This window comes from Daejeonella sp. (genome assembly GCF_036405355.1).
Lineage (GTDB): Bacteria > Bacteroidota > Bacteroidia > Sphingobacteriales > Sphingobacteriaceae > Daejeonella.
Map to the genome: position 1 here is coordinate 1 of NZ_DASWXT010000081.1, position 20,477 is coordinate 20,477.

Genomic DNA, 20,477 nt, shown 5'->3' on the forward strand with positions numbered 1-20,477 from the left:
AATGTCTTGTTATGGGCTTTTATTTTGTCGTATCAAAATTCGGTCTTATCCTTCTTACCCGCAATTATTGACTTCATTTAAGTTCTGAAAGTATTATCTTTTTCTGTTTAAATGTATTCTTTATTGCCTTTTCTCTGACCTGAGGGTCATCACTGTTTATTAAGTCAAAGTATTCAACCGGAACAACCTGCCACGATAAGCCATATTTGTCTTTACACCAACCGCAAGAGCTTTCTTCTCCACCGTTTGCAGTCAAAGCAGCCCAATAATAATCTACTTCTGCCTGGTCTTTGCAATTTATCACAAAAGAAACAGACTCATTAAATTTGAAGAAAGGCCCTGCAGCCAAAATATTGAATTCTATCCCATTAATTTCCATAATTGCAGTTTCAAAGTCACCTCCTCCTGCTTCAGGTGGGTTCTTATATTTGCGGTGTTCTTTCAGTTTACCATCTTTGAAAATAGAAAGGTAATAATCTACGACTGCTTTTGCATCTTTTGTCTCAACCCATAGACAAGGTGTTATTTTTTGCGAAATCATATTAGTTTTCTTTGTTAGAGTTTCATTAGAAGTTGTATCATTGTTTTTGTTTTCATGAGAATTCTGCTGAGAATCCCCACAGCCTATCAGGCCAGCTATCACTAATGCGGTCAAAAATTTAAGCCTATACTTTCTCATTGTGTTATTTATTAATGTTGACAATAAATATTCCGGTTCATTTAATGTTGTCAAAAAGTTGGTCGGCAGTTTCGGGTAAGCTGTGTCCAAAATTGCTCATGTTAGTGACTGGCACTATTATCTGCTTTCTTTTTGCATATTATGTGCCAAAATTTTTGTTTAGGTTTTCCTTTCAGGTCAATTTTGGGTTCATTAATTTCTTCTGACTCAACCAAGCCGAAGTTGCCAAAATCTGCTTTAATTGAATCTAAATCATAAAAAAACAATGTTAGTCCTTTCCAAGGTTCAAAAGTGTCTTTGGAAATTTTAACACCTTGTTCAAATCTAAAATCATTCTTTGAGATTGTCACAAAAACCATATATCCATTAGGTTTAAGTTGATTATAACAGTCTTCAATTAGTTTTATTCTGTCTTTTTCATTTAGTAAATGAATTAATGAATAACTGAAAATTCCATCATACAATTCTTTGTCAAACGGCATTGCACTAACTGAACCGTGATAAATTTTTACATCTTTTCCGAAATATTTTTTTGCTATGTCAATTGCTGTTTCAGAAATTTCAATTCCTGTTACTTTAAATCCATTGTTAATAAAATATTTAGCATTTCTTCCATATCCAAATCCCGGAATTAATATGTCCTTTAAACTATGGTTTTTAAATAGTTCCAAAGTTTTACTAACTGAATCTGCTGGTTCCCAACCCCACATTTCTTGCTTGTCTTTAAAACTTGTCTCCCAAAATTCTGTCATATTCTTTTCTGTTTTATCAATGTGTATCGGGTTTTTATGCTTGCAACTAGCTTATTTATACAAGTTATAAAACTCTCTCAAGCTACCCAAATTGGCTGGCTTGAGATAGTTCCGGGCTTTATTAAATATCCGGATTATAATCAGAGATTTTATACTTTATCATTTTTTCTCACAATCAGGAATGTCTCATTTTCTATTTTCATATACCCCAATTCATAACAGAAATAATAAGTATTCCCATTTTGTGTTTGATGGAGGTGTGTATGATAATCGGGGTTAAAGCCATGTTTGAGCAGATCGTCTTTTTTAATTCTGATTTTGTTTTCAGGGCAAAGTCTGGAAAGGATCGAATGGTTTTTCCGGAGAATAGAGTTTACAGGTTTCATGCTTGAGTTGATCCCGGCTTTCATTCGGTTATTGAAATTACTGCGGCATTGGTCATCGCAGAATTTTTTATCACTGCGCCCGTGCAGCACTGAACCGCAGTCTAAACATTCACGTTCCATAGGCTTGATGTCGAATTGTTGGATGAATTTAAGTCCAATTCGCATCAATCGCTTATAAACGTATGTATCCGTTTATTGTACGGTAAATTAAATCCGATCTCCTCAACTTTATTCTGCTCCTGCCGGGTGGCAGGTATTGGTAAACATAATTAATAGAGAGATGAGCAATCTAAGAAACAGTGTACGTCTGATGGGATTTTTAGGAAATGATCCGGAAGTAAAAACCATCGGAGAGAAAAAGAAAATGGCCAGGGTATCTATCGCCACAAACGACTCTTATAAAAATGATAAGGGCGAGAAAATTGAAGAAACACAATGGCATAACCTGGTATTATGGGACCGGCTCGCTAATCTGGCGGAGAGCTACCTCCACAAAGGATCTGAAGTCTGCATAGAAGGTAAACTCAACAGTCGTTCTTATATAGATAAGGAAGGCGCCAAACGCTATATTACTGAGGTGATCGTGCATGATGTGCAGATGCTTGGGAAAAAGGGAGGGACAGTTGACAGTTGATAATTGACAGTTGACAATTGAGAATTGAGAGTGAAGAGCTGAGACCCGATAGCAATCGGGTTGAGTGGTTACTCCTGCGTCGGCCTGCCTGCCGGTAGGCAGGGATGACACAAGGGAATTGGAATTGCAGGGTGAAAAGGCTGGGAGCGGGGGATTGGGGCTCCTGCTTCTGGCTTTTAGACCTCAACTCTCTGGTTTTCTCAATCATCAAACAAGACAAAACTTTGAATCAATTTTGAAGGAGTTTTGTACGCTATCAAAGTCACAAAATTCGAATAAAGAGCAGGATTTCTGTCTTACAGTTAAATTCCTGCTTTTAGCTTTCATCTTTCTGCTTTCACCTTTTTGCTTTCCGCTTTAATTAAATCCCTTAAAATCCTCCCTCTTATAAACTCCCGGCCGGGCATGGTCACCTTCTTTGAAGCTGAAATCAACTTCAGTAATTCCCTCAAGTTCAGTCAGGGAGTAAGTAACTTCAGCAAGGTAAGCGCGGGCGCCTTCGGTACCTGATTCACGTGTCAGATAGTCGGAATCCTGAATCTTAACAAAAGCTTTATTACCTTCCTGCTTTACCCATTCCAGCTTAATTTGCGGGTATTTGTAGTTTAGGGCATCAACGATATCGAGATTGCTCAAATTAGTCATGTTAGCTGCCGGATTTCGTTTGATCTCCATCATATGGGTACTATCATTCAGAGTTGCTTCCCAGGGGACGACAAGCGTTTTATTCTGGTCGGCAAGCGCTGCTGAATCTGCAGCCATTTCTTCCAGGGATTTTTTTGAGGAATCACTCTGGCAGGATGCTAATAAAAGCAAAGCAATAAATGCGATATAAAGTTCTGTTTTCATAATCAGATAGGTTAAGGTGTGCTATGTGCTACCGGAAGGATCTTTCCGTTAAAAAATTTATGTCCGCTTAGGGCGAAATCGGCAATGTATTTGCCCATTTCGAAAGCCATAACTGGCGACTGATAGTCGGGGAAGGCTTTCTCAAGCATTTCGGTTTGAGCTGAGCCCAATGCCAGACAATTGACTGCGATTTCAAGACCTGAAAGTTCTGCTGCAAGGCATTCGGTCAGGGTATGTAAGGCTGATTTACTGGCTGAATAAGCCGATAAACCTGAAAATTTTTGGCTGCCCTGAAATCCGCCCATACTGCCAATATTTACGATATGACTTTTTTGAGGCATCAGCGGCACAATCTTTTGAATCATTTTTACATGGCCTAAAAGATTATTCTGCAACATTTCTGCAAAATCAAGCTGGGAAAGTTGCATGAAAGGCTTATTAACCAGTGATCCGGCATTATTGATCAGAATATCCACATGTCCAATTTTTTCCCTTATAAAAGGAATAAGGCCGTTGTCATAATCGTCGTGAACGATATCAAATTTAGCCGTGTAGAGCATGCAATCGGGGTTCAGGGCGAAAGCGATCTCCTGTAATTTGTATAATTTATCTTCCGATCTTGCCAGCGCGATGATCTTATGATTTCCGCTTCCGATCAGTTCGAGAACGGCTTCAAATCCTACACCACTGCTGGCACCGCTGATTACAATATTCATAAATTCGCTTTTTAAAGAGCCGATTCCTTATGAGTTTTACTGATCAGATAAAACCCGTTTTGGATCAGTTTGTTAAGTTCAGGTTCATTTGAAGCCTTTAATTCCAGGTATATCCGGATGTCACGCCCCATATCCGAAAATATGTTTCTCTGCTCTAATATCTCTAAAATTTCGATAGCACAGAGCCAATCCTCCCTAAAATCTTGCTTTAACTCTGTCCAGATATCTTTTAAACGTTCAAATTCATTTTGTGTTTCACGACATAAGCGCACCTGCCTGAACAAATCATGATAGCGTTTTTGATGCTCAGTGTATTCGGGATGAAAAGTTGCAGATCTGGCTTTTGGGGCTATTTCTTCAAAGGCATCCTTATCTGCCGCTCCGCTATAGACCGATACAATTTTCTCTCCAACAGCCATATCATAGACACCCCAGGAAGGTTCGAAATAAACATTTCCCTGCTCATCTTTCAAGGTACAGTCAGTAAAACTGATCATTATTATCCTGGAATTTCGCTTCAAAATGGAACTGACTATGCCTTTCAGACTTAATCCGCCAATAAAATTTAATTCTGCAGTATTTCCACAAATGATTCCCAATTTTTCCAGCTCATTTTCATTTGCATCCTCAAGAGCCTTGCCAAAATTTTTTAAACGGCCTACCGGGGAAGAAAAACCCATTGTATGCACTTGTTTTCCATGTCCTTCGAGTTGTTTGCCCTCGAAGGATAATGCACTGCCTCCGACTGTTTTAATGAACAATAACTCATTATTTTTATCCATCCGAAGGTCAGAAAATACTCCGCTGATCTGCAATCCTGAACTATAAACTGCGGTACAGGTATTTTTGCATTCAATCGCTTTTAAAATACTTTCCGATCCGCCTCTTCTGAAGGCCATAGTATCTGCAAAATCCTCTAAAACCTTAGTCAGGTTTTGAAAATTGGGTGTTACAAATAACTGAGGTTGTGGTTTAGTGATATCAAACGGGAAATTCACGGCATCGGCTGTATACCAGTGTTTTTTTACCGAAGGGTCCATGCAGCTTTTACTTTCTCCGATAGAGGAGAGCAGTCCGGCACCATAGATTTTCGGATTTTCAAGTGTTCCTATCAAACCGTATTCTACTGTCCACCAATGCAGACGACTCAATAATGCCATTTCTGAAGGATCTCCAAGGTTCTTCTGGCAAAATAAGACCCGTTTTTCGGCTCTTTTAAGAGTTTGTGGGTCAGGATCGGGCATTTCTTTTAGAATGGACAGCTCACGTATCGCTTCATAAAGCTCAAAATCTTTGGAAGAATACATGGCTTTTGCTCCGATAGAACCAAAATAGCTTAGGTATTGATGATAATCCGGATCGGCAATGATTGGGGCATGACCTGCCGATTCATGAATGATATCGGGAGCTGGAGTGTATTCAATATGATGCAATTGTCTGATGTCAGCAGCAATGACCAATACCCTGCAGGATTGATATTCCATGAATGCCGCCGGCGGAATAAAGCCATCAACAGTTACGGCGCCCCAGCCAATTTTTTTAAGCGCATCATTCATTTCCTGCAGATCCGGTATTTTTTCGATACTTAATCCTGCAGCTTCAAGTCCGGGGATATATGGGTAATAAGCAATATCCTTCAGGAAATGGTAATTCTGTCGCATAACAAAGCGCCACACCGCCTGATCAACCGGGGTGTAATGTTCATAATTCTGCTCAACAATAAATTGCTTCAGATGTTCAGGTAATTTTTTTACCTGAGGATTGTTGAAATCGTTAAAGTTACTCATCATTGGTTAGGGGGGCAGATACTTCAAAGTTATTCATTTTATTTGAAGCCCGGTTCTTCTCATATTCTGATTTTTGTCAGAATCAAATGGGTATTTTCTTATTTTTGCATAGAAAATGGGAACAAAAAAGCGAATTCTGATTACCGGTGCTGCGGGTTTTATTGGGAGTAATCTGATTAACAGATTGTTGCAAAGCGGCAACTATCAGGTTGTGGGCCTCGATAATTTCGATGACTTTTACAGCCGGGAACAGAAAGAAAAGAATATTGCCCCATTTACTGCTCATCAGGATTTTCAATTTTATGAGGGCGATATCCGGAATATGGATGATCTGCTTGCTTTAGGTGATATAGCTGTAATTGTACATCTTGCTGCCAAAGCAGGAGTGAGGCCGAGTATTCAGAATCCGGTTTTATACCAGGAGGTGAATGTTGCGGGAACTCAAAATCTGCTGGAGTTTGCCAAACAAAGAAATATCAGGCAGTTTGTATTCGCTTCATCAAGCAGTGTATACGGCATCAACGAAAATATTCCCTGGAATGAAGAGGAAAAACTGAAACCGATCAGTCCCTATGCTTCAACCAAACTTTCCTGCGAAATGCTTGGACATGTTTACAGTCATTTGTATGGGATCCGGTTTCTGGCACTTCGTTTCTTTACAGTTTATGGCCCTGCACAGCGCCCTGATCTGGCCATTCATAAATTTTTCAATTCTATTTCAAAAGGGCAGGCAATTCCTGTTTTTGGAGATGGTTCCACCAGCCGTGATTATACTTTTGTAGAAGATACGATAAAGGGTATTGAGGCGGCAATAAATTATGAAGAGTCAGATTTTGAAATCATTAATTTAGGAAATCATCAGACAGTAACATTGTCTGAACTGATTGCTGCGATTGAAAAGATCTGCGGAAAAAAGGCCATTATTAATCGTCAGCCGGAACAGCCGGGTGACGTCCCTCAAACCTACGCAGATATAAGTAAGGCCCGGAAGTTATTGAACTACCACCCGGAAACCGGACTTGAAACGGGCCTGCTCAAATTCTATGAGTGGTACAATCTTCAAAACCCGAAAAGCAATCATTAAAAACTTTTTATAACGAAAATTATTTTCTTGCAAGTTTAGGGTAAGGTGTATTATATCCTTTAACTGAATGCCATAAAATAAGGTTTAAGGTATCCTCATTCGCCTGGTCAAGTTCATCGAGTGACATTTCCATTGATTTTTGAGCCCAAAATTTCTTCTTGCCCGATAAAGCAGAAAGTTTAGGATTCATTTCATCTAGTGGAATCTGATTAGGCAATGCTTTGTACGGCCTGAAGTCGGGTTTACTTGTGAAACAATCGGTCATAGGATTTGCGATCATATCAAACTGGCTCATAGGTGGCAGCCCTAAAATCAATTCTATGGTCCGTAAGATGCTGTTTTGATTATAATGGGTATTCACCACTGCACCTCTTTTGGTATAAGGACTGATGCAAAGGGCTACTGTACGGCGACCGTCAATATGATCGAGTCCAGCCTGAGGGTCATCCTCAATGACGAAAATAGCGGTTTCCTTCCAGAATTTACTGTTACTGACCGCTTCCACAATTTGCCCGAGTGCCAAATCATTATCGGCCACCTGAGCTCTTGGTGTTGGGTAGCCTTCCCTGGTGCCAGTTGTATGATCATTAGGTAATAGCATGATCATGAAATTGGGTAAGGAGTTTTCTTTCTCGTATTCCCTGAATTCCTTTAAAAATTCCCCGGCACGGTAAACATCGGGGATAGAGCTAGGAAAGCCAACAAAGGTAGGGCAGAGGTAAGGCTCCAGCGTATGTAATTTACTGGTAGCTTTGATCTTAACATTCCTTGTCCCGTTTTTATAGTCATTATATAACTGTGTCCAGCTGGCATTGGAGGGCTCAACTTTTGCAGTTACGAATTCGCCATAATTCCGGAATGTAAGTCCGGCTTCCAAAACTTTATCCCATATAAAACCCGATGAAGCAAATGCTAAGGCATCATCACCTTCATAAGGATAGCTGCGTACGAATCCCCCAAAGCTTTTTTCAAGGTAATCTGTCACATAACCCTCATTAGCCCACTGATGTCCGTCGGCACTCAATACGCCATTGCAATAGGTATTATCAAGAAGTACAAAATTCTCAGCCAGCGCATGATGATTTGGCGTCACTTTTCTACCGAACTGAGTCAATGAACTGTCTCCTTTGCCTTGTGGAAGATCTCCAAAAACCTGGTCATAAGTGCGGTTTTCTTTGATGATGTACAGTACATGCTTGAATACAGATTTTTCACCCGGACGTGTAGGTACCGGAACAATCCGCTCATTAACGCGTTCAAGCCTCAGTGACTGAGTGATTTTTGGTAGGCGCATGGTCGTAGCAGCCCGTATAGTATATTCCCTTAAATTTTCAGAATCGGGTACTGTAATAAAGGAAACTGAACCCGAATGATCATGCGAGTTGATTCCTTTTTCTCGCAAACCCGTCTGGGGACTGCCATTTCCCTTGATATTGGCAACAAAAAGTTTGCTACCATCCCGTGATAACAGAACCGATCCCGGATACCATCCACTGGGTATAAGCCCCTTAACTTTTCCGCTGCTAAGTTCAATGACTGCGATATGATTATTGCCTCCATTAGCTGCAAATAGTGTTTTGCCATCAGGACTTGCCACAACCGAGTTGGGGGCGCTTCCAAAAGGTAACTCAGCCATAGGCTTAGAGCTCAGATCCTTGATGACAGAATTTGTCCTGGTATCGATCACGGAAATCAAATCACTATTAGCGTTGGCTACATAGAGCTTTGTTTTGTCGGGAGAGTAGCTCATGCCGCTGGGATGCAAATGAACCGCGATCTCTTTTATCACTTTCTTAGTACTCAGATCAAGCACAGAGACAGTCCCGGAAGAGGCTATACCAGTTTTAGGATCCACTACGACATTTGAACCGCCTGACGGACCTGTTTTATCGCCGTTGACTGGCTGGCGACCACCCCAATTTGAAACATAGGCTATATTTTCGTGCATGAGTACAGTGTAGGGAGCGATTCCTACGCTGATCTGCGATTCAAGCTGTTTGGTTTTAAGATTAACGATACCAAGAGTGTTATTGCGACTTAGAGCCACATAAGCATAACCCTTCTGATTATCTATTGTCAAACCACCCGGATAGGGGCCACTTTTATCATCTGGATTTGGTCCGGGTAGTAAAATGGCATCATCCCAGGCATAGCTGCCGTCTATTAGTTTTGCTGAGCGTAAATATCCCCGGCTATCTGTAGTCCAGACTTTTTGATCATCAGAGCTCCAGGTAATACCGTTGAAACTATGACCTCCTGCCGGGAGTTTCAGGGTTTGCATTACAGTATGCTTTTCTGCACTCATAAACACAATCGAAGTATTATTTTTAACAGCTAAAATGCTTCCTGAATTATTCAGTGCCAGATCTACCGGCCGGCCGGGGAAGCTGATGGTCTCACCAGCTGGATCGATTATCTGGGAAGTTGCCACAATCCGGGTATTATCTTCCTGTGCACCCACTACTGAATTATCCTTAAACTTGTCTTTTGACTTTTCAAATAAATTATTCAGATTCCATTCTTTATTATTTACGCCGCAGCCGGGTAAGCAGATCAGGGAAAGGAAAGCAATTGCAATGGCATAATTCTGCATGTTTGAGTGGATCATGGTTAATGATCTCTTAGGTTTTGACATGAATTCAAAAATTGATTTGATTACAGATTTCATTGCTTTTGTTTTTAAATAAGATATATCCCAAATAATAACTCGTTATTCAATGTGATGTAAGCTCTGAATTTGATAAGAGCCTAACAATCAATTAAAATTAAACATTCAACGTTAAGTATGTTTTAATTTTTTATGATCAAGCCTGGTAATTTTTTGAATAGGATTTTAGGAATCTTGATTCACGAATATTTAGGGGTAATTAGAAGTTGTAAAATTATCCATGAGCCAGCTACATTGGTGACACCATTTCCTATTTCCTATTACCTATTTCCAATTCCCCATTCCCACCCAATAATTATCGGGTCCTCACTTCTCAACCTCAATAGCCTGTTTCAGATCAATTTTATTTACTCCGATCTTCTGAGGATGAAAAACAAAATAAATTCCGCTGAATGACAGCAGTGCGGAAATGCAATAGAAGAGCAGGCTGATGATAACCGCCAGGTGCTGGTCCATCTGGAAATATTGAGCGCCGTAAACGAAAACCAATTCTCTGGCACCAAGTCCGCCAACGGTAAAAGGAAAAATGGCCACGAGTGAGGAAACCAGGAACATAAACAGATAAGGAGAGAATTTTCCTTCAAAATTCAAGGCATACAAGAGCAGAATAACTGAAATTACTTGCATAGATTGTACCATCAGGGCTTTAAAATGTGAAAACACAAACTGCTTACTATAGTCCCTGAAAAATTTTCTCATAACCGCATAATAGGCTATGGTGCCTGCAGCTACTACCAGCACCGGAACCCAGTTCGGGATACCGAGGTTTGGGATAAAGATGACCAGAGCCGAAATGATCAGCCCTAATGCCCACAGACCACTCAGTCGATCAAAAAATATCGCCTGAAACAATCTGCGGCCTTTGATTTCGAATTTCTTGCGCAGCAGAAATATTTTGTAACCATCTCCGCCGATCCCGCCCGGTAGAAAAAGATTGTAGAACATGCCGAGCAAATAGATCTTGAAATTATAGGTTTCTGAGATCTTCAATCCGATACCCTTAAAAAACGTATTCAGGCGCGAAGAAGAGATCAGTTGGGAGATCACAAATGCAATGAATGCTAAAAACAGAAAAACAGGGTTGGACTTATCAAAAGCATCTTTCAGGTCTTTGAATTCGACTTTTCTTGACACCAGATATAAAGAAAGACCTGTTATTGAGATTTTTAACAGGGTCTTAGTGATGTTCCAGATCTTCTTTTTTTCCATCAAAAATTCGTCTAACCTGGTATGTTTTTCTGTTCGTACCTTCAAAATAGGTACGCACATTAATTTCTGCTAAAATTCCGAAGGTAATTAGTTGTATGCCGCCGAGTAAAAAAATAAGGCCTAATATCAATATTGGTTTACCCCAGATATCCTGACCCATCAGTTTAAGAATAAGGAGGTAAGTATTGATTAGGATTCCAAGTCCAAGGGAAATGAACCCCATACTGCCAAAGAGGTGCATGGGCTTTTGTATGTATTTCCGGAAGAAAACCATCGTAATCAGGTCGGCCATCACTTTAAATGTGCGGTTAAGCCCATATTTTGATGTTCCATGAATCCGTGCATGATGCTTCACATCAACCTGTGTGATGCTTGCACCCTGTAATTTGGCGAGCACAGGTATAAATCGGTGCAATTCACCATAAATACCAAGATCTTCGGCGATCTCACGCTTAAAAACCTTTAAGGTACAGCCATAATCCTTGATATAAACCCCGGTCATTCTGCGGATTATCGCATTGGCGATCTTTGAGGGGATCTTACGCAGGAAAACTCCATCCTGGCGATTCGCACGGTTTCCGGCAACTACGTCCCAGTCTTCATCCTTCATTTTTTGAAGCATGAAAGGGATATCAGAAGGATCATTCTGAAGGTCACCATCAATCAATGCAATGTATGTGCCTTCTGCATGATCAATACCAGCGGTCATGGCGGTACTTTGCCCGTAGTTTTTTCTTAATTCGACCAGTTTGATTCTTTCATCTGCATGCTCACGGATCTGCCTCTGAGTTCCGTCATTTGAACCATCATCAACAAAAATTACTTCGTAATCAATTCCTGTTAAGGCATCGTGTAAAGCGCCGATTAACGGTTCAATATTATCCCGTTCGTTTAAAACGGTGATTACAACAGATAGTTCTCTCATTTTACCTGGTAGAGTTTGAGGTTCCGGTATGTTTTTACCAATGTTGCTTTGGGATTATCCAAATCTTTGTCAAAGGTAAAATAATAACCTGGCTTACTAAGGGCTTCGGTAAATTTCACCTGTTGCATCCTGCTGCGCTGAATATAGAATATAAGGCGGTCGTGATGCGGAATATCCAGCTCAGAGGGATGATACTGATAAAGATAAAATGGCTGATTTTTCGAAATATTGCCCATTTCGATTGCTGCATCGCGGTATTTACGATCTTCCAGGTGTTCAAATCTGTGCGGAATTACGAACCAGCTGAAAGCAAATCTGACGATAATCAGGAGGCTGATGAAAGCAAATATTTTTCCGGATTTCAGCCGATAGATTGTGTAGGAGATCAATGCACCCGCAATGCTAAGCGCAATGACCTTGGGCAGAAGATAGGGTACATACTGCTGTAAATCGAAAAATAATGCCCCCGGAATGCACAGACTGACCGCCACTGAGAGAATCAATATTAGTTTATTGAAAAAAGTGTTAATGCCCGGCAATTTTTCACGGTATGTGAAATAGGCATGACTCCAGATTATAAATAGAAGCGGGTATAACATCAGCAAATATCTGGGCCTTGTTTGAGGCGATAACCAGTAAACCCAGATGTTGGCAAGGAAAACTATTGAGATGAATGTTAAAAATGGATTGCTTTTAATTCCGGTCAAAAAGTTTTTATTAAAGCAAAACAGCAGCAGTAAACTGGCAGGGAACAGATGCCCCGCATGTTCAAAAGGGAAAATGATGAAATGTGTTAAGCTTTGTTTGATGCCGAATTCAGAAGCCGTTCTCCGGCTGCTTTGATCCCAGATGGTGCTGAAATAGCCCTGTAAATTGGGATTGTACTGATAATAGTTCCAGAAATAAGCAGCAATAATTAAAACACAAATTAGTCCGCTGAGTATATGCTGCCAGCTGAAGAGTTTTTTAAAGTTCTTGGTATAGGCGAAGACTGCGATGAGTGTAAAACCCTGAAAAACAATTGATGGTAGTCCTTTGCTAAGAAAGGTAATGGCAGTAATCAAATAGGAAATGAAGAAAAGTAAAAACCAATTCTTCTTTTGAAGGAAATAAAAGATCAGCATGAAGGAGCTGAAGGTTAACCAGGAATATAAAATGTCAATATGCCCAAGCATGGAATCATAGATCAGCATCCTCCCGTTAACCAGAAACAGAATTCCACTGATTGCTGCTATCCTTTTGTCTTTCAGAAAATAGGATACTGAAAAATAGATGGTGAATGCAAACAGGAACATCGGAATGATCGCAGGCAGGCGTGTTGTAAATTCTGAATAATTTCCACTGAGCTGGTAAGTTCCGGCAAGTATCCAATTATAAAATGGAGGCTTATTATAATAATACTCTCCCCCAATGGTGGGCACAGCATAGTTTTTGCTGAGAATCATTTCAAGGGCTACGTTTGCCCTTGTAGGTTCATCAGCAAATAAGGCTAAAAGCCCTAGATTGATAAAAAATGCAGGTATGGAAAAGATGATCAGGAAGAAGAATGCCTTTCCCGGATGTTTAATCAGGAAATTTTCCAGTTTTTGCATCATATCTGGCAAAGATATAAAAGCAAAAGGGAGATTTGATTGCTCAAATCTCCCTTTTTATATTGTCAGGACTTAAATACTTGCCTGGATTGTATTTGCTGTTGAAATAAAGTTCGAGACAGCGATATTCTGATCTAAGAAATTTGAATTGTACTTTTCTTCTGGTCCGTTGATAAACAAACAGGTCTGACCTTTGATAACATTGATAATTGTTTTGGCCAGATCTGTTGGTAAAGCCGGACAACCGTGACTTCTTCCCAAACGTCCGTGAGTTTTTACAAACGATTCGCTCACGTAATCAGCACCATGTACCACAACCGCACGATCCATCGCATTGGTGTTGAATCCTTTATCCATTCCTTCCAGACGCATAGAAAGTCCGTGTTTTCCCTGATATGTATCGCTGGTTACGTAAAACCCAAGGCTACTTTGATGTGAATTAGGCTGATTAGAGAAACTGGTTGCCATATCAAGTCCGCTACCCTGGCCATGAGCCACAAGCGTGTTGAATAAAAGCTTGTTATTTGCAAGATCTACTATCCATAATCTTTTCTGGCTGCTTTTTTTACTGAAATCGATTATGGTAATGACAGCTTTTTGAGCTGATAGTAATTGTGTTTTCTTAAGATTATAATAGCCAACCAGTGCTTTTTTAAATACATGCTGATCCAATCCGCTTTCTGCTAATCCGGCTTGTTCATAAACAGAATTTACATGCTGAACGAATAGTTCGGCGCTTGAACTTGCATTAGCTGTAGTAGTTTTAGATTTTTCACCGCCTTCATCGCCTACAGAATCAAAAAACTTTAAATGTGACTTACTGGCTGAAACCCAGCTTATTGCTGGTATTGAAGTGATTAATAGGAGAGCGAAAATTGCTCTGAAAGAATGTTTCTTCATAAATTTCTCTGGTTAAACCCTTTTTAAACGTGTTTCTTGATGATTAATTGTTTAAAACTTTATTGAGTAAATTAATGCTATAGGCTTTTCTTTTTTGTGTTACAAAGATACGGCTTTTCAATTTTCCTATTGTCACGGTAAAGTAGAAACCTTATTGCTGAAAATGAGTGGTTTAGGATTGGTGGCCTCCCCCAACCCCCCTCCAAAGAGATATAGCATGATGCTAAAACTTTGAATTTATAAAAAATATTTTTCTTAGTCGATTAGTCTAGACCTGGAGTAATAATCATCAAAATCACAGTTCAGACAACTCACCCTTCCAAAAAAATCAAGCAATCCTTTAATCCTAAAATCCTAGGAATCCTAATCCAGACAATTACCCTATCTTAACAAATTCTTCCAACTTACCATATCAGAAATGATCTTCTCCAACAGGTCTGCATTTACACGTTCCTGTTCCATGCTGTCGCGATGCCTGATGGTAACGGTATTGTCCTCGAGAGTTTGATGATCGACAGTGATACATACAGGTGTACCTATCGCATCCTGTCTGCGGTATCTTTTTCCAATGGAATCCTTTTCATCATATTGTAAATTGAAATCCAGCTTAAGAAGATCCATAATTTCGCGTGCTTTTTCAGGTAATCCATCCTTTTTAGTTAAAGGGAAAATGGCTGCTTTGACTGGCGCAAGACAGGGGTGTAAGTGTAAAACAGTGCGTGAATCCTGCTTTTCATCATTGCTTAGGTCCTGTTCTTCATAGGCATTGCAGAGTGTCAACAAGAATAAACGATCTAAACCAATAGATGTTTCAATCACATAAGGCACATAATTCTTGTTCTCGGTAGTATCAAAGTATTGCAATTTCTTGCCAGAATATTTCTCATGCTGGCTCAGATCGAAATCAGTACGGCTGTGAATTCCTTCTACCTCTTTAAATCCAAACGGGAATTCAAATTCGATATCTACAGCAGCATTGGCATAATGTGCAAGTTTGGTATGATCATGATAACGATATTTTTCAGCCGGAGTGCCTAAAGCAAGATGCCATTTTAAACGGGCATCTTTCCAGTGATTATACCATTCCATTTCTGTTCCCGGTTTCACAAAGAACTGCATTTCCATTTGCTCAAACTCACGCATACGCATGATGAACTGTCTCGCAATCACTTCATTACGAAAGGCTTTACCGATTTGTGCTATTCCGAAAGGAATTCGCATTCTGCCTGATTTCTGAACATTAAGGAAGTTGACAAAGATTCCCTGGGCAGTTTCAGGACGCAGATATACTTCGTCAGATCCTTCGGCCATGGCACCCATCTGGGTAGAGAACATAAGGTTGAATTGTCTCACTTCGGTCCAGTTGCGGGTTCCGGAAACCGGACAAACGATTTCATGTTCTTCAATGAGCTCCTTTAAACGCGGCAGGTCGTCGGCAGACAAAGCTGCTTCCATATCAGACTGTAACTTATCTGCTTTTTCAATTTTGCCGTCCTTAATATATCTGACGATCTTATCCTCCAATAAATTGTCAGCACGATAACGTTTTTTAGAATCTTTATTATCAATCATCGGATCAGCAAAGCCATCCACATGCCCGCTTGCTTTCCATACTTTGGGATGCATAAAGATTGCAGAGTCAATCCCTACAATATTCTCGTTCAGCTGCACCATACTCTTCCACCAGTATGTTTTCAGGTTATTCTTCAGTTCAGATCCTAACTGTCCGTAATCATATACTGCACTTAATCCATCATATATTTCGCTTGATTGAAATACAAAACCATATTCCTTGGTATGCGATACCACATTTTTAAAAAGTTCGTCTGTGTTTTTGCTCATAACGATGCAAAGATAGTATTGAAAATTAATTTTTCCCTGTATACTGAGTTTTAAGTAAAACGTGGAAAAATCAGCTCAATTCTAATACATGCGGATATTTTAACAGATTGATTTGACTAGTTAATTTAAAAATGGAGCAGAATCTCATTCGCCCATTATCTAATTTGCTCATTTGCTAATTCTAATTGTTCTAAATATTAACTTTGAACCATGAGTATTGCGGTAGAAAACCTCAGTAAAACTTACGGAGCGCAGAAAGCAATCGACGGAATCTCGTTTCGGGCTTCGCCGGGGAATGTGCTTGGTTTTTTAGGGCCAAATGGTGCCGGAAAATCCACGACCATGAAAATTCTGACCTGCTTCATACCTCAAAGCTCGGGAACAGCCTCTGTTTGCGGGATGGATGTGAATACTCATTCAATGGAAGTACGCAGGAATATTGGCTATCTGCCTGAACATAATCCGCTTTATCTTGAGATGTATGTTCGTGAGGCACTAGCTTTTATTGGTTCTGTCTATAAGCTTGAAAATTCAAAAAGAAGAATTGAGGAGGTTATCGAACTTTGCGGATTGGGGGAGGAGCAAAATAAGAAGATAGGTACCTTATCTAAGGGTTACAGACAACGTTTGGGCCTTGCACAGGCTATTTTTTCAGACCCTGCAGTATTGATTCTTGATGAACCAACTTCCGGACTCGATCCGAATCAAGTGATTGGTATCCGGAATCTGATCACTGAATTGGGGAAAACTAAAACGGTGATACTTTCAACGCACATTATGCAGGAAGTAGAGGCAGTTTGTGAGCAGGTAATCATAATCAACAGGGGTAAGATTGTTGCTGATGATAAATTGAGCAGTTTGAAAAAAGCCCACGAGTATAAAAGTCTCGAAGATATATTCATCGGACTAACGGGTTCTTCTGTTCATTGAATTTCATATATTAAAAGTTTAACGAAGGAAAATCAGATCAGGTGTTAAGTATCCTAAATAAAGAAATAAGTGGTTTTTTCAGTTCCCTTGCGGCCTATATTTCAATGGCTGTGTTTCTGCTGGTTACCGGACTTTTTCTATGGGTTTTCCCCGATTCAAGTATTCTGGATTATGGCTATGCCGGTCTTGATAGCTTTTTCAATATCGCACCTTACCTTTTTATGTTCCTTATTCCTGCAGTTACGATGCGGTCTCTTGCAGAAGAAAAGAAGGATGGCACATTCGAATTGCTGGCAACCCGCCCCCTGAGCGACTGGCATATAGTTCTTGGAAAGTTTCTCGCATCGCTTCTGATTGTTGTACTGACTCTTGTGCCAACGCTCATTTATTATGTCAGTGTTTATCAATTGGGGATAAGCAAGGGTAATATCGATACCGGCGCCGTAATCGGCTCTTACCTTGGTTTGATTTTATTGGGAGGAGCTTTTACTTCAATTGGCCTGTTTACCTCCTCTTTAGGAAAAAATCAGATCATTGCCTTTACTCTTTCGGTCTTTCTATGTTTCATTAGTTTTAGTGCTTTTGATTCAATCAGTAAGCTGATTGCATTTCAGGCTTTTGAAAGCAGCTTAATCAGCCTGGGCATTAACCAGCATTATCAGTCGATCAGCAGGGGAGTGCTGGATGGTCGTGATTTCATTTATTTCTTAAGTTTTGCCGGATTGTTTCTTTTATTAACCAAAACAGTATTAGGAGCAAGGAAATGGTAAACCGTCGTAAACGAGATCTGAACATTTTGATTCTTGCATTGGCAGGAATTGTGATATTGAATGTTCTTTCATCATTTTTCTTTACCCGTATTGATTTTACTGCTGAAAAGCGATATACACTTTCAGAAATTACCAAATCTATTCTGGCAGATCTGGATGATGAGATTCAGGTAACGGTTTACCTTGAAGGGGAATTCCCGGCAGGATTCAAGCGATTGAGAAATTCTACCGCCGACCTTCTGCGGGATTTTAAAACCTATTCAAATGCTAATCTGAAATTTGATTTTGTAAATCCGCTTTCGGGAGATCAGAAGTCACAGGAAGAAGCGTATCAGTTATTGATTGAAAAGGGCATTGAGCCTACAAATTTGAGTGTCAAGACTGAGGATGGGATGTCGCAGAAAATTATTTTTCCTGCAGCTTTGATTACTTACAAAGGAAGGCAGATCCCGGTAAAGCTCTTGCAATCAAGGTCAGGCATTAGTCCGGAAGAAGTTCTGAATAATTCGATACAGAATCTGGAATATGCATTTGCAAGTGCAATCAAAAAGATAAGCAAAAATGAATCGGGTCGGATCGGTTTTACCGAAGGACATGGTGAATTAAGTGATCAGCAACTGAGCGATGCAATGAAATCATTGGGAGATTCGTATGAAGTTGGTCGTGTTGACCTGAAAACTATACCCTTTGCCGGACTTGATCAGCTGAAGGTACTGATCGTTGCAAAACCGGAACAGCCCTTTACTGAAGCTGAGAAATATAAGATTGATTATTTCCTGATGAAGGGTGGAAGGATAATCTGGTCCCTTGACCAGGTCAGTGCTGAACTTGATAGCCTTCGTGGCTCAACTGAACAGCTTGCCTTTGCTAAAAAGCTGAATCTTGATGACATGCTCTTTAAGTATGGGGTAAGGTTAAACTATACCCTTCTGGCGGATATGAATTCTGCGCAGATTCCAGTTAATGTTGGGGAAGTGGGCGGGCAATCCCAGATCCAGCTATTACCCTGGTTGTTTTATCCTGTATTTGTTCCTGTATCTGCTCATCCAATAGTTAAAAATCTGGATGGGATACGTTCAGAGTTTCCGGGTACTATTGATCTTATTTCTGTAAAAGGTATCAAGTCGGAAGTAATTCTTTCTTCATCACCTTTTAACCGTCAGTTGGAAGTGCCGGTGCTGCTTTCTCTACAAATGGTGGAGCAAGAGCCTGATCCCAAGCAGTTTCAGTCTGATCCCAAACCCTTTGGAGTGCTTCTGGAGGGAATATTTCCATCAAACTTCAAGAACCGGCCTATTCCGCTGGGCATTGCAGAGCCCTTAGCCATTCCGGCATTGGCTAAGCCCGGGAAAATGATTGTCCTTGCCGATGGTGATATCTTTAAAAACCAGATAAACAGTACGGATGGCTCTTCATATCCATTGGGATTCGATCGTTTTACAAGAGAACAGTATGCAAATAAGAATTTTCTGCTGAATGCTGCAGATTATCTGTATGATGACTCTGGTATTATCAGTTTGAGGAACAAGGAGATCAAACTCAGATTGCTTAACCGTGCAAAAATCCGACAGGAAAAAATATTCTGGCAGTTTCTGAACATCGGTTTACCACTGATATTGTTGATAGCTTGCGGTATTTTTCAACATTACTATCGCATTCGCAAGTATACACGTTAATTTGTATATTTTTGATCCTGAGTTCCACCGGTTAATACTGATATTTAGCTCTTAACAGCTAATTAGGAACTACCAAAAAGCTTTACTATTATTGTTTTTCAGATATTTGAATATGAGATTTATAGTTTCAACATCGACCTTATTAAAACAGCTTCTTGCTGTCAATGGTGCATCCAGTAGCAGCACAGTATTGCCCATCCTGGAAAACTTTCTTTTTGAGATAAAGAATGGTATTTTGACTGTTTCTGCAACTGATCTGCAGACCAGCATGACTACTTCCTTATCGGTCGAATCAAAGGAAGATGGTAAGGTGGCTATCCCTTCCAAGATATTGCTTGAAACTTTAAAAACACTTCCGGATCAGCCAATTTCATTTTCGGTTGATGATAAAACATTTGCAATCGAAATCAGTGCCGGAGATGGTAAATACAAACTGAGCGGAGAGAATGGTGAGGATTTTCCGAAAATTCCTGTTGTTGAAAATCCTTCATCGGTAGCTATGCCGGCTTCTGTTTTATCAGAAGCTATAAATAAGACACTTTTTGCCGTCAGCGGAGACGAATTAAGACCGGCGATGACTGGTGTGTATTGTCAATTAAGTCCTCAGCACATAACCTTTGTTGCAACAGATGCTCATAAACTGGTAAGATACCGTCGTCTGGATACAAAATCTGAAGCTCCTGCCACTTTTATCCTACCAAAGAAAGCTTTGACACTTTTAAAAGCTTCGCTTCCTTCTGATGATGTCAGCGTTGCAGTTGAATACAACAATACCAGTGCATTTTTCAGATTCGGCAATATCAACCTCATTTGCAGGCTGATTGATGAGCGTTATCCTGATTATGAAGCAGTTATTCCTACTAATAACCCGAATAAACTCATTATTGACAGATCCCTTTTCCTGAACTGTCTACGTCGTGTGGTGATTTTTGCAAACAAAACAACACATCAGGTACGATTAAAAATTTCAGGAAGTGAGTTGAATATATCATCTGAAGATATCGATTTTGCTAATGAGGCACACGAGCGTCTTTCCTGTCAATATGAAGGAGAGGATATGGAAATTGGTTTTAATGCT

The 20,477-nt window shown here is 40.0% G+C and carries 18 protein-coding genes; 6 read left to right on the plus strand and 12 right to left on the minus strand.

The features are described from left to right. Positions 1–73: 73 nt before the first annotated feature. The 3 genes from VGE44_RS10160 to VGE44_RS10170 all read right to left on the minus strand — a co-directional run bounded on the left by VGE44_RS10160 (position 74) and on the right by VGE44_RS10170 (position 1,982). Complete coding sequence (locus VGE44_RS10160; RefSeq protein WP_331078591.1) at positions 74–769, minus strand: VOC family protein; 696 nt, start codon at positions 767–769, stop codon at positions 74–76. An 11-nt stretch (positions 770–780) separates the two neighbouring features. After that, complete coding sequence (locus VGE44_RS10165; RefSeq protein WP_331078593.1) at positions 781–1,431, minus strand: class I SAM-dependent methyltransferase; 651 nt, start codon at positions 1,429–1,431, stop codon at positions 781–783. A 149-nt stretch (positions 1,432–1,580) separates the two neighbouring features. Further along, positions 1,581–1,982 carry a hypothetical protein gene (locus VGE44_RS10170; protein ID WP_331078595.1) on the minus strand — a complete coding sequence of 134 codons (402 nt, stop codon included), beginning with the start codon at positions 1,980–1,982 and terminating at the stop codon, positions 1,581–1,583. A gap of 115 nt (positions 1,983–2,097) precedes the next feature. On the opposite strand from VGE44_RS10170, the gene VGE44_RS10175 reads away from it, so the two are divergent. Then, the gene (locus VGE44_RS10175) at positions 2,098–2,451 is read left to right on the plus strand and encodes a single-stranded DNA-binding protein (protein ID WP_331078597.1); all 354 of its coding nucleotides are present in this window, start codon (positions 2,098–2,100) and stop codon (positions 2,449–2,451) included. 357 nt (positions 2,452–2,808) lie between these two features. On the opposite strand, the gene VGE44_RS10180 is transcribed toward VGE44_RS10175, so the two are convergent. From VGE44_RS10180 to VGE44_RS10190, 3 genes are read right to left on the minus strand one after another with little or no spacing between them, the layout of a single operon-like run. Further along, a complete protein-coding gene (locus tag VGE44_RS10180; protein WP_331078599.1) occupies positions 2,809–3,300 on the minus strand; it encodes a hypothetical protein in 492 nt (163 codons plus the stop codon). A gap of 11 nt (positions 3,301–3,311) precedes the next feature. Next, positions 3,312–4,016, minus strand: coding sequence for an SDR family oxidoreductase (locus VGE44_RS10185; protein ID WP_331078601.1), 705 nt, complete (start codon positions 4,014–4,016; stop codon positions 3,312–3,314). A gap of 11 nt (positions 4,017–4,027) precedes the next feature. Beyond that, a complete protein-coding gene (locus tag VGE44_RS10190; RefSeq protein ID WP_331078603.1) occupies positions 4,028–5,806 on the minus strand; it encodes an aromatic amino acid hydroxylase in 1,779 nt (592 codons plus the stop codon). A gap of 112 nt (positions 5,807–5,918) precedes the next feature. Here VGE44_RS10190 and VGE44_RS10195 point away from each other — a divergent pair, with 112 nt between their 5' ends. Beyond that, on the plus strand, positions 5,919–6,887 hold the full coding sequence (locus VGE44_RS10195) for a GDP-mannose 4,6-dehydratase (RefSeq protein ID WP_331078605.1): 969 nt from the start codon (positions 5,919–5,921) through the stop codon (positions 6,885–6,887). A 19-nt stretch (positions 6,888–6,906) separates the two neighbouring features. Here the strand turns inward: VGE44_RS10195 and VGE44_RS10200 are convergent, their stop codons facing one another. The 6 genes from VGE44_RS10200 to VGE44_RS10225 form a co-directional block, all read right to left on the minus strand. After that, positions 6,907–9,555 carry a bifunctional YncE family protein/alkaline phosphatase family protein gene (locus tag VGE44_RS10200; RefSeq protein WP_331078608.1) on the minus strand — a complete coding sequence of 883 codons (2,649 nt, stop codon included), beginning with the start codon at positions 9,553–9,555 and terminating at the stop codon, positions 6,907–6,909. A 306-nt stretch (positions 9,556–9,861) separates the two neighbouring features. After that, positions 9,862–10,764, minus strand: a complete 903-nt coding sequence (locus tag VGE44_RS10205; RefSeq protein WP_331078610.1) for a lysylphosphatidylglycerol synthase transmembrane domain-containing protein — start codon at positions 10,762–10,764, stop codon at positions 9,862–9,864. Next, a complete protein-coding gene (locus tag VGE44_RS10210) occupies positions 10,733–11,689 on the minus strand; it encodes a glycosyltransferase family 2 protein (RefSeq protein WP_331078612.1) in 957 nt (318 codons plus the stop codon). Before VGE44_RS10210 ends, VGE44_RS10205 begins: the two co-directional genes overlap by 32 nt. Next, positions 11,686–13,284, minus strand: coding sequence for a hypothetical protein (locus tag VGE44_RS10215; protein ID WP_331078614.1), 1,599 nt, complete (start codon positions 13,282–13,284; stop codon positions 11,686–11,688). Before VGE44_RS10215 ends, VGE44_RS10210 begins: the two co-directional genes overlap by 4 nt. A gap of 69 nt (positions 13,285–13,353) precedes the next feature. Then, positions 13,354–14,181, minus strand: coding sequence for a murein L,D-transpeptidase catalytic domain family protein (locus VGE44_RS10220; protein WP_331078616.1), 828 nt, complete (start codon positions 14,179–14,181; stop codon positions 13,354–13,356). Between the two features lie 381 nt (positions 14,182–14,562). Beyond that, the gene (locus VGE44_RS10225; protein ID WP_331078618.1) at positions 14,563–16,023 is read right to left on the minus strand and encodes a glycine--tRNA ligase; all 1,461 of its coding nucleotides are present in this window, start codon (positions 16,021–16,023) and stop codon (positions 14,563–14,565) included. A gap of 210 nt (positions 16,024–16,233) precedes the next feature. Between VGE44_RS10225 and VGE44_RS10230 the strand changes: the two genes are divergently transcribed. From VGE44_RS10230 to dnaN, 4 genes are all read left to right on the plus strand, one after another. Next, the gene (locus VGE44_RS10230; RefSeq protein ID WP_331078620.1) at positions 16,234–16,953 is read left to right on the plus strand and encodes an ATP-binding cassette domain-containing protein; all 720 of its coding nucleotides are present in this window, start codon (positions 16,234–16,236) and stop codon (positions 16,951–16,953) included. Between the two features lie 41 nt (positions 16,954–16,994). Next, complete coding sequence (gene gldF, locus VGE44_RS10235) at positions 16,995–17,723, plus strand: gliding motility-associated ABC transporter permease subunit GldF (protein ID WP_331078622.1); 729 nt, start codon at positions 16,995–16,997, stop codon at positions 17,721–17,723. After that, positions 17,717–19,399 carry a gliding motility-associated ABC transporter substrate-binding protein GldG gene (gldG, locus tag VGE44_RS10240; protein ID WP_331078624.1) on the plus strand — a complete coding sequence of 561 codons (1,683 nt, stop codon included), beginning with the start codon at positions 17,717–17,719 and terminating at the stop codon, positions 19,397–19,399. The genes gldF and gldG overlap by 7 nt, the downstream gene beginning before the upstream one ends. A 112-nt stretch (positions 19,400–19,511) precedes the next feature. After that, positions 19,512–20,477 (plus strand): DNA polymerase III subunit beta (gene dnaN / locus VGE44_RS10245; RefSeq protein WP_331078626.1); only part of this gene is annotated, 966 nt, incomplete at its 3' end.